Source organism: Leptothrix mechoopdaensis (SeqCode) (genome assembly GCF_053893855.1).
Genome location: NZ_CM132699.1, coordinates 2,849,748 through 2,862,532, shown reverse-complemented (window position 1 = coordinate 2,862,532; position 12,785 = coordinate 2,849,748). Strand labels below are relative to the sequence as shown.

Annotated in this window: 13 protein-coding genes; 12 read left to right on the top strand and 1 reads right to left on the bottom strand. The window is 74.1% G+C overall.

The features are described 5' to 3' along the window. The first annotated feature begins 9 nt into the window (after positions 1 to 9). From ACWA7K_RS12420 to ACWA7K_RS12390, 7 genes are all read left to right on the top strand, one after another. Positions 10 to 1,407 (top strand): BCD family MFS transporter, encoded by a 1,398-nt coding sequence (locus ACWA7K_RS12420; protein WP_456161719.1) that lies wholly within the window; start codon positions 10 to 12, stop codon positions 1,405 to 1,407. Continuing rightward, positions 1,385 to 2,593 carry a geranylgeranyl diphosphate reductase gene (locus tag ACWA7K_RS12415; RefSeq protein WP_456161718.1) on the top strand — a complete coding sequence of 403 codons (1,209 nt, stop codon included), beginning with the start codon at positions 1,385 to 1,387 and terminating at the stop codon, positions 2,591 to 2,593. Before ACWA7K_RS12420 ends, ACWA7K_RS12415 begins: the two co-directional genes overlap by 23 nt. Next, positions 2,590 to 3,078 carry a TspO/MBR family protein gene (locus ACWA7K_RS12410; RefSeq protein ID WP_456161717.1) on the top strand — a complete coding sequence of 163 codons (489 nt, stop codon included), beginning with the start codon at positions 2,590 to 2,592 and terminating at the stop codon, positions 3,076 to 3,078. Before ACWA7K_RS12415 ends, ACWA7K_RS12410 begins: the two co-directional genes overlap by 4 nt. 22 nt (positions 3,079 to 3,100) lie before the next feature. Next, positions 3,101 to 3,436 (top strand): hypothetical protein, encoded by a 336-nt coding sequence (locus ACWA7K_RS12405; RefSeq protein ID WP_456210129.1) that lies wholly within the window; start codon positions 3,101 to 3,103, stop codon positions 3,434 to 3,436. Between the two features lie 13 nt (positions 3,437 to 3,449). Beyond that, entirely contained in the window at positions 3,450 to 3,752 is a 303-nt protein-coding gene (locus tag ACWA7K_RS12400) for a high-potential iron-sulfur protein (RefSeq protein ID WP_456161715.1), read from the top strand. Between the two features lie 62 nt (positions 3,753 to 3,814). After that, positions 3,815 to 4,831 carry a magnesium chelatase ATPase subunit I gene (gene bchI, locus ACWA7K_RS12395; RefSeq protein ID WP_456161714.1) on the top strand — a complete coding sequence of 339 codons (1,017 nt, stop codon included), beginning with the start codon at positions 3,815 to 3,817 and terminating at the stop codon, positions 4,829 to 4,831. After that, positions 4,832 to 6,655 carry a magnesium chelatase subunit D gene (locus ACWA7K_RS12390; protein WP_456161713.1) on the top strand — a complete coding sequence of 608 codons (1,824 nt, stop codon included), beginning with the start codon at positions 4,832 to 4,834 and terminating at the stop codon, positions 6,653 to 6,655. Here ACWA7K_RS12390 and bchO read toward each other — a convergent pair. Further along, complete coding sequence (gene bchO / locus ACWA7K_RS12385) at positions 6,592 to 7,524, bottom strand: alpha/beta fold hydrolase BchO (protein ID WP_456161712.1); 933 nt, start codon at positions 7,522 to 7,524, stop codon at positions 6,592 to 6,594. The genes ACWA7K_RS12390 and bchO overlap by 64 nt on opposite strands. Positions 7,525 to 7,573: 49 nt before the next feature. Between bchO and ACWA7K_RS12380 the strand changes: the two genes are divergently transcribed. The 5 genes from ACWA7K_RS12380 to ACWA7K_RS12360 are packed head-to-tail and all read left to right on the top strand — an operon-like array spanning position 7,574 to position 12,730. Next, a complete protein-coding gene (locus ACWA7K_RS12380; RefSeq protein WP_456210127.1) occupies positions 7,574 to 9,187 on the top strand; it encodes a phytoene desaturase in 1,614 nt (537 codons plus the stop codon). Continuing rightward, entirely contained in the window at positions 9,159 to 10,211 is a 1,053-nt protein-coding gene (locus tag ACWA7K_RS12375; protein ID WP_456161710.1) for a phytoene/squalene synthase family protein, read from the top strand. Before ACWA7K_RS12380 ends, ACWA7K_RS12375 begins: the two co-directional genes overlap by 29 nt. Next, positions 10,208 to 11,554: a glutamyl-tRNA reductase gene (hemA, locus tag ACWA7K_RS12370; protein ID WP_456161709.1), complete on the top strand. Its 1,347-nt coding sequence runs from the start codon at positions 10,208 to 10,210 to the stop codon at positions 11,552 to 11,554. Before ACWA7K_RS12375 ends, hemA begins: the two co-directional genes overlap by 4 nt. Next, a complete protein-coding gene (locus ACWA7K_RS12365) occupies positions 11,541 to 12,587 on the top strand; it encodes an NAD(P)H-binding protein (protein WP_456161708.1) in 1,047 nt (348 codons plus the stop codon). The genes hemA and ACWA7K_RS12365 overlap by 14 nt, the downstream gene beginning before the upstream one ends. Before the next feature lie 14 nt (positions 12,588 to 12,601). Then, positions 12,602 to 12,730, top strand: a complete 129-nt coding sequence (locus tag ACWA7K_RS12360) for a hypothetical protein (RefSeq protein ID WP_456161707.1) — start codon at positions 12,602 to 12,604, stop codon at positions 12,728 to 12,730. The last annotated feature ends 55 nt before the right edge of the window (positions 12,731 to 12,785 follow it).

Below are 12,785 nucleotides of genomic sequence, written 5' to 3'. Positions count from 1 at the left end.
GCGGCGCGCATGAGCACCACCGGCAAGTCCTTCGGCTGGGGCGCGATTGCGCGGCTCGGCCTGGTGCAGGCGGCGATCGGCGCGATCGTCGTGCTGACCACCTCGACGCTGAACCGCGTGATGGTCGTCGAGCTGGCCTTGCCGGCGCTGCTGCCCGGCCTGCTGCTGGCGCTGCACCACGTCGTGCAGATCAGCCGCCCGCGCATGGGCCACGGCTCCGACGCCAGCCCGCGCCGCACGCCGTGGATCCTGGGCGGCATGCTGATGCTGTCGAGCGGTGGCGTGCTGGCCGCGCTGGCCACCGTCTGGATGGCCAGCCAGCGCGCGGCCGGTGTCGCGCTGGCGATGCTGGCCTTCGTGCTGATCGGGCTGGGCGTGGCGGCGGCCGGCACCTCGCTGCTGGCCCTGCTGGCACAACGCGTCGTGGCCGAACGCCGCGCGGCGGCGGCCACCACCGTCTGGATCATGATGATCGCGGGCTTCGTCGTGACGGCCGGGACGGCCGGTCACTTCCTCGACCCCTACTCGCCGCTGCGGCTGCTGCAGGTCGCCGCCTGTGTCTGCGCGGCGGCTCTGACGTTGACCGTGCTGGCGCTGGCCGGACTCGAAGGGCGGGCGTCCGGCCCGTCGCGATCGGCTATTCCGGCAACTCGGTCGACGGCGGCTGAGACGCAGGACACCGGCCGGGACGACTTCCGCGCCGCGCTGCGCCAGCTCTGGTCCGAGCCGGTCGCGCGCCGCTTCACCGTCTTCGTGTTCGTCTCGATGCTGGCCTACAGCGCGCAGGACCTGATCCTCGAACCGTATGTCGGCCTGATCTTCGGCCTGACGCCGGGTGGCTCGACGCGGCTGTCGGGCGTCCAGCATGCCGGCACGCTGGTGGGCATGTTGCTGGCCGCCGCCGCAGGCAGCCGCTTCGGCGGTCGCGACTGGGGCAGCCTGCGCAGCTGGACCCGGGGCGGATGCCTGGCCAGCGCGCTGACGCTGCTTGGCCTCGGCCTGTCGGCCTGGGTCGGACCGGGCTGGCCGCTGAAGGCCAACGTGTTCCTGCTCGGCCTCGCGACCGGCGCGTTCTCGATCGCCGCGATCGGCTCGATGATGCGGCTGGCCGGCGCCAGCGGCCCCGGCCGCGAAGGCCTGCGCATGGGCCTGTGGGGCGCCGCGCAGTCGATGGCCTTCGCGCTCGGCGGCGTCGTCGGCACCGGCCTGAGCGACCTGGCGCGCTGGGGCCTTGGCAGCCCCGCCCAGGCCTACGCGGTGGTGTTCCTGCTTGAAGCCGTGATGTTCGTCTGGGCCGCCCGGCTGGTGCAGCACGACGACCCCGCCACGGCGACCCATCCCAGCCCGGCGCCCGAGCGGCGTCCCGCCACCCGGAGGTCCGCCCATGAAGCCGCTGTCCTGTCCTGACTGCGTCGTCGTCGGCGGCGGCCCTGCCGGCGCGACCGCCGCGCATGAACTCGCGCAGGCCGGCCGGCAGGTCGTCCTGCTGGACCGCGCCGGGCGCATCAAGCCGTGTGGCGGTGCGATCCCGCCGCGGCTGATCCGCGACTTCGACATCCCCGCCGAGCAGATCGTCGCGCGGGCCACCTCGGCCCGCATGGTCTCGCCCAAGGGCGCGCAGGTCGACATCCCGATCGAGCGCGGCCACGTCGGCATGGTCGACCGCGAACACTTCGACGCCTGGCTGCGCCACCGCGCGGTCGATGCCGGGGCCATCCTGATCGAAGGCCGTTTCGTGCGGCTCGAACGCGATCCGGACGGCGTCGCCGTGGTGGTCTGGCGTGCCGAACATGCCGACCACGGCGAGCACGGCGGACCCGAGCAACGCCTGCGCACCCACAGCGTCGTCGGTGCCGACGGCGCCCGTTCGCAGGTCGCCGCGCAGGCCGTGCCGGGTGCCGACCGGGGCCGCTGGGTGTTCGCCTATCACGAGGTCATCGCCGTGCCCGAGCAGCGGCCGGCGGGCTACCTGGGCAGCCGCTGCGAGATCCACTACGACGGCCGGCTGTCGCCCGACTTCTACGGCTGGGTGTTCCCGCACGGCGCCACCGCCAGCATCGGCACCGGCAGCGCCGACAAGGGCTTCTCGCTGCGCCGCGCGACCGACGAGCTGCGCCAGCGCGCCGGCCTGGCCGATGCCGTCACGCTGCGCCGCGAAGGCGCGCCGATCCCGATGAAGCCCCTGCCGCGCTGGGACAACGGCCGCGATGTCGTGTTGGCCGGCGATGCCGCCGGTGTCGTCGCACCGGCCTCGGGCGAGGGCATCTACTACGCGATGCTGGGCGGGCGGCTGGCCGCCCTGTCGATCGACGAACTGATCGCCACCGGCGACACGCGCGTGCTGGCCCGCGCGCGCCGCCGCTTCATGCGCGAACACGGCCGCGTGTTCTGGGTGCTCGGGCTGATGCAGCGGGTCTGGTATGCCAACGACCGCCGCCGCGAACGCTTCGTCAGCATCTGCCGCGACCGCGACGTGCAGCAGCTCACCTTCGACGCCTACATGAACAAGCGCCTGGTGCGCAGCCGTCCGATGGCCCATGTGCGCATCTTCTTCAAGGACCTGGCCCATTGGCTCGGTCTCGTGCGGGCGTGAGGTCGTCTTGGCGCGCCTGGCTGCCGACCGACCGCCGCGCCTGCGTGCTGGCGGGGCTGGGGGCCGTCACGCTGGCCGCCCTGGGCGGTCTGGCGACCGATCTCGGCCCCTGGTATGCGGCCCTGCGCCAGCCGGCCTGGAAGCCGCCCGATATCTGGTTCGGCCCGGCCTGGACGCTGATCTTCACGCTCGCGGCCTGGTCGGCCGTGCTCGGCTGGCAGGCCGCCGCACCCGGTGCGCCGCGTCGACGCTGGCTGATCGGCCTGGGCCTGAACGCCGCGCTGAACCTGGGCTGGAGCCTGCTGTTCTTCACGTTGAAGCGGCCCGACTGGGCCCTGGCCGAGGTGGCGCTGCTGGCGCTGTCCGTGGCCGCCCTGGTCCGGCAGGCGCCGACCTGGCGCGCGGGCGTGCTGCTGGCGCCCTACCTCGCCTGGGTGCTGTACGCGTCGAGCATCAATGCCGGCGTGGTGTGGCTCAACCGATGAGCCCGCACCGGCTGCCGACGGGATGCCCGACATGCTGAACAGCCTGATCGACGCGCCCACGCTGCGCCTGCTGGTCGATGTCGCGCTGGCCATCAGCGTGGCCGAGCTGCTGTGGTCGCTGTGGCGCGCGCCGTCCGGCCCGGCGCGCCGCGCCGTGCTGGCCAACCTGGCCGCCGGCCTGGGCCTGATGCTGGGCCTGCGCCTGAGCCTGTCCGGCCCGGGCGACCCGTCCGGGCCGACCGCCTGGGCCGTGCTGGCCTGCCTGGGCGTGGCCGGCCTGGCCCACCTGATCGATGTCCGCCTGCGGCTTGCTGCCGGCCCGCCCCCTGCCCGGTCGGCACGGAATCCGATGCCCTGAAAGGACTCTCGCCATGAACAACCGCCGCCAATTCATCCGCCTCGTACCGTGGCTGGGCACCGCCGTGCTGGCCGGACAAGCCCAGGCCCAGGCCATGGTCGACGAGAAGGACGCCACCGCCGCGTCGCTGGGCTACCAGTCCGATGCCGGCAAGGTCGACAAGGCCAAGCAACCCAAGTACGTCGCCGGCTCGGCCTGCGGCGGCTGCCAGCTCTACCAGGGCAAGGCCGGCGCACCGTCCGGCCCGTGCCCGCTGTTCGCCGGCAAGCAGGTCTCGGCGAAGGGCTGGTGCAGCGCCTTCGTCAAGAAGGCCTGAACGTTCCGCTGCGACGCCAGCTTTCACCTCAGCTTCCACGACCGCGCCCGAGGCCCCACACCATGTCCGTGCCCTATCCGTTCTCCGCCATCGTCGGCCAGCAGGAGATGAAGCTGGCGATCCTGATCGCCGCGATCGAGCCGGCCATCGGCGGCGTGCTGGTGCTGGGTGACCGCGGCACCGGCAAGTCGACGGCGGTGCGCGGCCTGGCCGCGCTGCTGCCGACCATGCGTGCGGTGCGCGGCTGCGCCTACCACTGCGATCCGGCCGGCCGGATGATCTGCACGGACTGCGCCCGCCTGCGCCCCGCACGGGTCGAGCGTGTGCCGGTCCCCGTGGTCGACCTGCCGCTGGGCGCCAGCGAGGACCGCGTGGTCGGGGCGCTCGACCTCGAACGGGCGCTCGGCCAGGGCATCAAGGCCTTCGAGCCTGGCCTGCTGGCGCGCGCCAACCGGGGCTTCCTCTACATCGACGAGGTCAACCTGCTGGAGGACCACCTGGTCGACCTGCTGATCGACGTCGCCGCCTCCGGCGAGAACGTGGTCGAGCGCGAGGGCCTGAGCGTGCGCCACCCCGCCCGCTTCGTGCTGGTCGGCAGCGGCAACCCGGAAGAGGGCGAGCTGCGCCCGCAGCTGCTGGACCGCTTCGGCCTGTCGGTGGAGGTGCGCACGCCCACCGCGATCGCCGAGCGGGTCGAGATCATCAAGCGCCGCGATGCCTACGAGCGCGACCCCGAGGCCTTCGCGTCGAAGTGGTCGCGCGAGGACGCGGCCGTGCGCCGCCGCATCGAACGTGGCCGTGCCCGGCTGGCCGAACTGGCCGTGCCCGACGCGGTGCTCGAACGCGCCGCGCGGCTGTGCCAGGCCGTCGGCAGCGACGGCCTGCGCGGCGAGCTGACCCTGATGCGCGCAGCCCGCGCCGCCGCCGCACTCGACGGCGCCGAACACGTCACCGACGCCCACCTGCGCCAGGTCGCCGCGCCTGCGCTGCGCCACCGCTTGCGCCGCAATCCGCTGGACGACACCGGCTCGGCCGACCGCATCGAGCGGGCCATCGGCGAACTGTTCGAGCCGGCCTGAATGTCCACGCCGGCCGAGGACCTGGACCGCATCGCCCGGTTGCTGGCGGTCGACCCGTCCGGCCTGGGCGGCGTCTGGCTGCGTGGTCCGGCCGGCGAGGCGCGCGACGCCGTGCTGGCCCGCCTGCGCGCCGCCTGGCCGGCCGATGCACCGTGGCGACGCCTGCCGCTGCAGATCGACGACGAGCGCCTGCTGGGCGGCCTGGACCTGGCCGCCAGCCTGTCCGCCGGCCGGCTGGTCCACGGCATCGGCCTGATCGAGCAGGCCCGGGGCGGCGTGATGCTGCTGCCGATGGCCGAACGCGCCAGCCCGACGCTGGTGTCGCGGCTGGCCGCGTCGCTCGAAGCGGGCAGCGTGCTGATCGCGCTGGATGAAGGCCAGGACGCCGGCTCTCACGACGAGGCGCTGGCCCGCCCGCTGGCCGAACGTCTGGCGCTGGTGCTGGTGTTGGAGCAGGTGCTGGAGCAGGTGCTGGACGAACGGGCGGGCAGCCCGTCCGATCCCGCCGATCCCGTTGCATCGGACGAGCCCTTCGACGCCGCCGACGCCCGCGCCGCGCTGGCCCGCATCCCCTTCGATGCCGACGCGGTCGAGGCGTTGTGCACGGCCGCCCAGGCGCTCGGGCTCGACTCGATGCGGCCGGCCTGGCAGGCCTGGCGCGTGGCCTGCCTGTCGGCCGCCTGCGACGGCCGCGAGCGGGTCGGCCAGGACGATGCCGAGTTCGCCGCCCGGCTGGTGCTGGCGCCCCGCGCCAGAGCCTTGCCGCAGATGCCGGCCGAGGACGCCCAGGCAGATCCGCCGCCGTCCGGCGAACCGGCCGAGGCCCCGCCGCCCGACACACCGCCGCCCGAGAACCTGGACGCGCCGGAGCCCGATCCGGCACCGCCTTCGGAGCCGACCGAGCAGAACGAACCCGCGACCGCCGCCATCCAGCCTGACCAGCTCATCGCCGCCGCGCTGGCCGCCTTGCCGCCGGACCTGCTGGCCCGACTGGCCGCCGGCAAGGGCCGACGTGGCGGTGCCGGTGCCGGCCGCAAGGGCGTGTCGGTCGCCAGCCGCAGCGGCGGCCGGCCGGTCGGCGCGCGGCGCGGCCTGCCGCGTGACGGTGCCCGGCTGGACCTGCTGGCCACCCTGCGCGCCGCCGTGCCGTGGCAGCGGCTGCGGCGCGAGGCACGCGAACAGGCGGCATTGCCACCGCCATCGACCCGCCTGCTGCTGCGCCGCGACGACCTGCACGTGCGCCGCCTGCGCCGCCCGCAGCCGACCACGACGGTCTTCGTCGTCGATGCCTCCGGCTCGCAGGCGCTGCACCGGCTGGCCGAGGCCAAGGGCGCCGTCGAGCTGCTGCTGGCCGACTGTTATGTGCGGCGCGACCAGGTCGCGCTGATCGCCTTCCGGGGCACCGGCGCGGAGACGCTGCTGGCGCCGACCCGATCGCTGGTGCGCGCCCGCCGGGCCCTGTCGGCGCTGCCGGGCGGCGGCGGCACACCGCTGTCGCAAGGCATCGCGGCGGCGACCGAGCTGGCGCTGCGGCTGCAGGCGGGGTCCTCCGGGCAGGCCGGCCAGGCGCAACTGGTCTTCCTGACCGACGCCCGCGCCAACATCGACCACGCCGGCCAGCCCGGCCGCGAACAGGCCATGCAGGACGCCCTGAACGCCGCCCGCCAGCTGGCGCAGACGGGGGTGCGCAGCCTGCTGATCGATACCTCGCCGCGCCCGCAACCGCCGGCCCGGGCGCTGGCGCAGGCCATGGCCGGGCACTACCTGGCCTTGCCGCTGGGTCGGGCGCGGGCGCTGTCGGCGGCGGTGCAGTCCCTGGGCTGAAGGTCGTTGGGTTGACGGTCGTTGGCCTGAAGGTCAGGGTCGATCGCGGACAACGTCAGGTCCAGCAGCAGCTCGGCGATGCGCTCGGGCGCTTCCTCGTGCGCGAGGTGGCCCAGGCCGTGCAGCGGCACGTAGCGCGCGACGGGGATGCGCGTGGCCAGCCGGGCCGACTGGCTGCACGGCACCGTGCCGTCACGCGTGCCGGCGGCCAGCCACAGGGGCACCCGCAGACGCGGCAGGCCGGCCAGCAACGCGTCCAGCTGCCAGGCGCCCATCATGTCCAGGGCCCCCCGCACATGGCTGTGCTGGGTCAGCAGCGCGCGGTAGCGCTCGACGTCCGCCGGGCCGAGGCGCGAGCCGGTCGACGCGATCAGCCGCGCCAGTGCGGCCGGCCGGGCGGCCTGACGGGCAGCCAGGCGCGGCAGCCAGTCGCTCGCGCCGATCAGCCGGGCGAGGGGCGGGAACACGGCAGCCGCCAGCCCGGGCAGCGGCGCCAGCGCGCCGTTGACCGACACCAGGCCGCGCGGCGCGATGCGGCGGTCCAGCACCATCTGCAGCATCACCGCCGCGCCGGCCGAATGGGCCGCCACCCACTCGGGCGCGCCGTCGTGGCTCGTCAGCAGGCTTGCCAGCGCGTCGGCCATGCGTGGCAGGCTGGCGTGGCGGTCGGCGAAGGCGTCGGTGCGGCCGTGGCCAGGCAGGTCGGGCAACCAGACCTCATGGCGGGTGGCCAGCCGCTGGGCGACTGCCAGCCAGGAATCGCCCGACGAGCCGGTGCCGTGCAGCAGCAGCACACGCGGGCCGCGGCCAAGCCGGCGCAGGCCCCAGCGCAGGCCGGCGGCGTGGACCGTCTGAACGGGTGGAAGCAAGGGTCGATCCGGCATTGTCAACTTGACTTTACATTCATATGATCAATTCATGTTGACAGATGCGGTGCCACCTTCGACGACACCTTCGGTGCCACCCCCGGCCGTTGACCGGCGCCCGCATGCGGTCGTCATCGGCAGCGGCTTCGGCGGTCTGGCCGCCGCCGTTCGGCTGGGTGCCCGGGGCTACCGCGTCACCGTGCTGGAACAGCTCGACGCCCCCGGCGGCCGGGCCTACGTGCACCGGCAGGACGGCTACACCTTCGACGCCGGCCCGACCGTCATCACCGCGCCCTTCCTGTTCGAGGAACTGTGGACGCTGTGCGGCCGCCGTCTGGCCGACGACGTCGAGCTGCGGCCGGTCACGCCGTTCTACCGCATCCGTTTCGACGACGGCACCGTGTTCGACCACTGCGGCGACGCCGAGACGATGCGCCGCGAGGTCGCCCGCATCGCGCCCGACGACGTCGCCGGCTACGAGGCCTTCGTGCGCGCCAGCGAGGCGATCTTCAAGGTCGGCTTCGAGCAGCTCGCCGACGTGCCCTTCGACCGCTGGAGCGACATGGCGCGGGTTCTGCCCGACCTGCTCAAGCTCGAAGGCTGGCGCACCGTGCACGGCCTGGCCGCCAAACACGTCCGCAGCGAGAAGCTGCGCGTCATCCTGACCTTCCAGTCGCTGCTGGTGGGCGGCAACCCCTACAGCACGACGGCCGTCTACTGCCTGATCGCCTACCTGGAGCGGCGCTGGGGCGTGCATTTCGCGATGGGCGGCACCGGCGCGCTGGTGCGCGGTCTCGTCGGCCTGATCGAGGGGCAGGGCGGGGCGCTGCGCTGTCAGGAATCGGTGCGCGAGATCCTGGTCGAGAACGGCGCGGCCTGCGGCGTGCGGCTGGCCAGCGGCGAGCGGCTGGCGGCCGACGTGGTCGTCTCCAACGCCGATGCCGCCGCGACGTATCGCGACCTGCTGCCGGCGCAGCACCGGCGCCGCTGGACCGACCGCAAGCTGAGCCGCGCGCGTTATTCGATGAGCCTGTTCGTCTGGTATTTCGGCACCCGCTGCCAGTACCCGGACGTGGCGCACCACTCGATCGTGCTCGGGCCGCGCTACCGGCCGCTGCTGGACGACATCTTCCGGCGTCGCCACCTGGCCGACGACTTCAGCCTCTACCTGCACCGCCCGACCGCCACCGACCCGAGCCTCGCGCCGGCCGGCTGCGATGCCTTCTACGTGCTGGCCCCCGTGCCGCACCTGGGCGCGAAGGTCGATTGGCAGCAGCGCGCCGAGCCCTATCGCCAGTTGATCCAGCAGCGGCTGGAAGAGACGCTGTTGCCGGGCCTGGGCGCGCAGATCGCCACCTCGCGGGTGATGACGCCGCAGGACTTCCAGGACCGGCTCGGCAGCGTTCACGGTGCGGCCTTCTCGTTCGAGCCGGTGCTGACGCAGAGCGCGTGGTTCCGGCCGCACAACCGCAGCGAGGAGGTCGACCGGCTCTACCTCGTCGGCGCCGGCACCCATCCCGGTGCGGGCGTGCCGGGCGTGCTCAGTTCGGCCAAGGTGCTTGACCGCATCGTGCCGCACGCCGATGCGCTGCGCCGCCCCGATGCCGCCAGCGGCGATGACCGTCACGAAAGCCCGCATGGCCACCCCGCCCATCGCCTCGCTTGAGCCGGCGCTGGCCCAGCACTGGTGGTCCGACGTGGCCGCCTGCCGCACGCTGCTGCGCCACAACAGCCGCACCTTCCACGCCGCCTCGCTGCTGTTGCCTGCAAGGGTCCGGGCCCCTGCCAGCGCGCTGTACGGCTTCTGCCGGTTGGCCGACGACGCCGTCGACGAGAGCGGCTCTGCCCATGCCGAACGCGCCGCCGTCGCACGCCTGCAGCACCGGCTCGATCGCCTCTACGCCGCCCAGCCCGAGCCGCATGCGGCCGACCGTGCGCTCGCTGGCGTGGTGGTCGCCTACGCCATCCCGAAGGCGCTGCCCGAGTTCCTGCTCGACGGCCTGGCCTGGGATGCCGATGGCCGCGAGTACGAGACCTGGCCCGAGCTGCAGGCCTATGCCGCGCGGGTCGCCGGATCGGTCGGCGCCATGATGAGCCTGCTGATGGAGACCCGCTCGCCCGATGCCCTGGCCCGCGCCTGCGACCTGGGCGTGGCGATGCAGCTGTCGAACATCGCCCGCGACGTCGGCGACGACCTGCGGCTGGGCCGCCTCTACCTGCCCAAGGCCTGGCTGCGCGAGGCCGGCATGGACGACGCCGCCATCGCCGCCTGGCGCGCCGCACCGCGCCGCGACGCGCGGGTCGAGGCTGTCGTGCTGCGACTTCTTGACGAGGCCGACCGGCTCTACGCCCGCGCCACCGCCGGCATCGCCAGCCTGCCGCTGGCCTGCCGGCCCGGCATCAACGCGGCGCGGCTGATGTACGCCGCCATCGGCCACCGCGTCCGCGCCGCCGGGGGCGATGGCCTGAGCCGGCGTGCGCGTGTCAGCGGCCACCACAAGCTGGCGCTGGTGCTGCGCGGCAGCGTGGCGCTGCGGCCATCGACCGCCGCGCTGCGCGAGCCGCCATTGCCGGCCAACCAGCCGCTGCTGGACGCCGTGGCGCAGCAGCCCGGACCGGCACCGCAAGGCGCGGCCGAGTTCGTCATCAACCTGTTCGATCGGCTTTCCAGCAGACGGAGGACGGCATGACCGCCCAGGCCCTGACCGCCCCGACGATGTCCTCGATGCCCACCAGCCTGCCGGCCAGCCTGCTCGCCGTCGGCCTGAACCACGCCAGCGCGCCGCTCGATCTGCGTGGCCGCTACGCGGTGCCGGTCGACCGGCTGGCCGCCACGCTGCAGGACCTGCGCGACCACCTGCTGGCGCGTGGCGCGCCGGCCACCGGGCTGACGCTGCTGTCGACCTGCAACCGCACCGAGCTCTACCTCGGCGGGCCCGATGCGGCCGAGCTGCTGGCGCCGGTCGAGACGTGGTTCGCGGCCCAGGGCGGCGCCGGCCCGGAAGACCTGCGCCCGCACCGCTATGTCCACCAGGACGCCGACGTGGCGCGCCACGCCTTCCGCGTCGCCGCCGGGCTGGATTCGGCCGTGCTGGGCGAGCCGCAGATCCTCGGCCAGCTCAAGACGGCGGTGCGCACGGCCGACGAGGCCGGCATGTTGGGCGGCACGCTGCAGCAGCTGTTCCAGCGCAGCTTCGCGGTCGCCAAGGCCGTGCGCAGCGGCACCGAGATCGGCGCGCACCCGGTCTCGCTGGCGGCAGCCGCCGTGCGCATCGCCGTGCAGCTGTTCGGCGACCTGAGCCAGCAACGTGTGCTGTTCATCGGGGCGGGCGAGATGATCGACCTCGTCGCGACCCACCTGGCCGCCCGATCGCCCGCCGCCATCGCCGTGGCCAACCGCAGCCTCGAACGCGCCGAGGCGCTGGCCGGCCGGCTCGGCGGCACGGCGCTGCCGCTGGTCGGGCTGGACCGCCGCCTGCACGAGTTCGACCTGATCGTCAGCTGCACCGCCAGCAGCCTGCCGCTGGTCGGCCTGGGTGCCGTGCAGCGGGCCCTGCGGCTGCGCCGCCGCCGTCCGATGCTGATGTTCGACCTGGCCGTGCCCCGCGACATCGAGGCCGAGGTCGGCGAGCTGGACGATGTCTACCTCTACACCGTCGACGACCTGGCCAGCCGGGCTGCCGAGGGTGGTGAACGCCGGCTGGCTGCCGTCCAGGCCGCCGAGTCGCTGGTCGACGCCGGCGTCGACCATTTCCGCCTCTGGCTGGCCCGCCGCGCCAGCGTGCCGCTGGTGCAGTCGGTGCTGGCGCGGGGCGAGTCCTGGCGCGAGCAGGAACTGCAACGCGCCCGCCGCGCGCTGGCCCGGGGCGCGCCGGTCGACGAGGTGCTGCAGCTGCTGTCGGCCACGCTGACCCGCAAGCTGCTGCATGGCGCGCTGGCCGGCCTGCATCACAGCAAGGGCGAGGAACACGCCGCCTGGGCCGATGCGGCGCAACGGTGTTTCCTGCGCAGCGATGCCCATGGCGCCGGCTGACCTGAGCGCCCGCGTATCACCCCGGTCGCGCGGCGGCCGGGTGCTGCTGCTGGGCGCCACCGGCACCATCGGCCGGGCCACCGCCCGGGCCCTGCGGCTGGCCGGGCATGACGTCGTCGTGCTGGTGCGCCGTCCAGCGGATCGCGCCCCGGCCAAGGTTGCCGCAGCCTTGCCCGGCGTCACGCTGGTCTGGGGCGACGTGGCCGAGCCGGGCGTCGTCGCTGATGTTCTTTCGCGCATCGGGCCGGTCCGCACGGTGCTCAGCTGCCTGGCCTCGCGCACCGGCGTGGCGGCCGAGGCGCAGGCGATCGACCACCTCGCGCACCGGCACGCGCTGCAGGCCGCCCAGGCGGCCGGCGTGCCCCAGTTCGTGCTGCTGTCGGCGATCTGCCTGCAGCGGCCCCGGCTGGCCTTCCAGCACGCCAAGCTGGCTTTCGAGGCCGAGCTGCAGGCCAGCACGCTGGACTGGGTCATCGTGCGGCCGACGGCCTACTTCAAGTCGCTGTCCGGCCAGGTCGACCGGGTCCGCCGCGGTGGCGCCTTCCGCGTCTTCGGCGACGGCACCGGCACCGCCTGCCGGCCGATCAGCGACGCCGATCTGGCCGCCTACCTGGTCGCCTGCCTGGACGACCCGTCCCGCCAACGCCGCATCCTGCCGATCGGCGGCCCCGGCCCCGCGCTGACGCCGCTGGACCAGGCCCTGCTGCTGGCCGAACTGACCGGCCAGCCGCTGCGCGTGAAGTCCGTGCCGGTCGGCCTGCTGGACGGCATCGCCACGCTGCTGGACGCCATCGCCCGCTGCACCCCACGCCGCTGGCGCGCGGCGGTCGAGGCGCGCGCCGAATACGCCCGCATCGGCCGCTACTACGCCAGCGAATCGATGCTGGTCTGGGACGAGGTGAGCGCGCGCTACCGCGACGACCTCACGCCCGCCACCGGCCGCGACACGCTGGCCGACCACTATCGCCGGCTGCTCGCCGCCGCCGATCCGGCCGCATCCGGCACCGACACGCCCCGCACGGCGGCACGCTGAACGCGCATCACACGATGTCGTCTGACCTGGCCGCCCTGCTGGAACTGCTGCTGGTCTTCGGCGTCGTGATGGCCTGGGCGCTGCGCGAGTGGTGGAAGAACCGGCAGTGGCTGAAGGAGCGGGAGCGGCAGGAGCGCGAATGAGGGTGTCGTCGGAGGGTGATCAGGGGTGTGATGGGGGTGTGATGGGGGTGTGATG

Bases quoted from the DNA above. Each gene is read 5' to 3' on its own strand.
- ACWA7K_RS12420 (WP_456161719.1), top strand. From the start codon at position 10: ATGAGCACCACCGGCAAGTCCTTCGGCTGGGGCGCGATTGCGCGGCTC.
- ACWA7K_RS12415 (WP_456161718.1), top strand. From the start codon at position 1,385: ATGAAGCCGCTGTCCTGTCCTGACTGCGTCGTCGTCGGCGGCGGCCCT.
- ACWA7K_RS12405 (WP_456210129.1), top strand. From the start codon at position 3,101: ATGCCCGACATGCTGAACAGCCTGATCGACGCGCCCACGCTGCGCCTG.
- ACWA7K_RS12400 (WP_456161715.1), top strand. From the start codon at position 3,450: ATGAACAACCGCCGCCAATTCATCCGCCTCGTACCGTGGCTGGGCACC.
- bchI (WP_456161714.1), top strand. From the start codon at position 3,815: ATGTCCGTGCCCTATCCGTTCTCCGCCATCGTCGGCCAGCAGGAGATG.
- ACWA7K_RS12390 (WP_456161713.1), top strand. From the start codon at position 4,832: ATGTCCACGCCGGCCGAGGACCTGGACCGCATCGCCCGGTTGCTGGCG.
- ACWA7K_RS12380 (WP_456210127.1), top strand. From the start codon at position 7,574: ATGTTGACAGATGCGGTGCCACCTTCGACGACACCTTCGGTGCCACCC.
- ACWA7K_RS12375 (WP_456161710.1), top strand. From the start codon at position 9,159: ATGGCCACCCCGCCCATCGCCTCGCTTGAGCCGGCGCTGGCCCAGCAC.
- hemA (WP_456161709.1), top strand. From the start codon at position 10,208: ATGACCGCCCAGGCCCTGACCGCCCCGACGATGTCCTCGATGCCCACC.
- ACWA7K_RS12365 (WP_456161708.1), top strand. From the start codon at position 11,541: ATGGCGCCGGCTGACCTGAGCGCCCGCGTATCACCCCGGTCGCGCGGC.
- ACWA7K_RS12360 (WP_456161707.1), top strand. From the start codon at position 12,602: ATGTCGTCTGACCTGGCCGCCCTGCTGGAACTGCTGCTGGTCTTCGGC.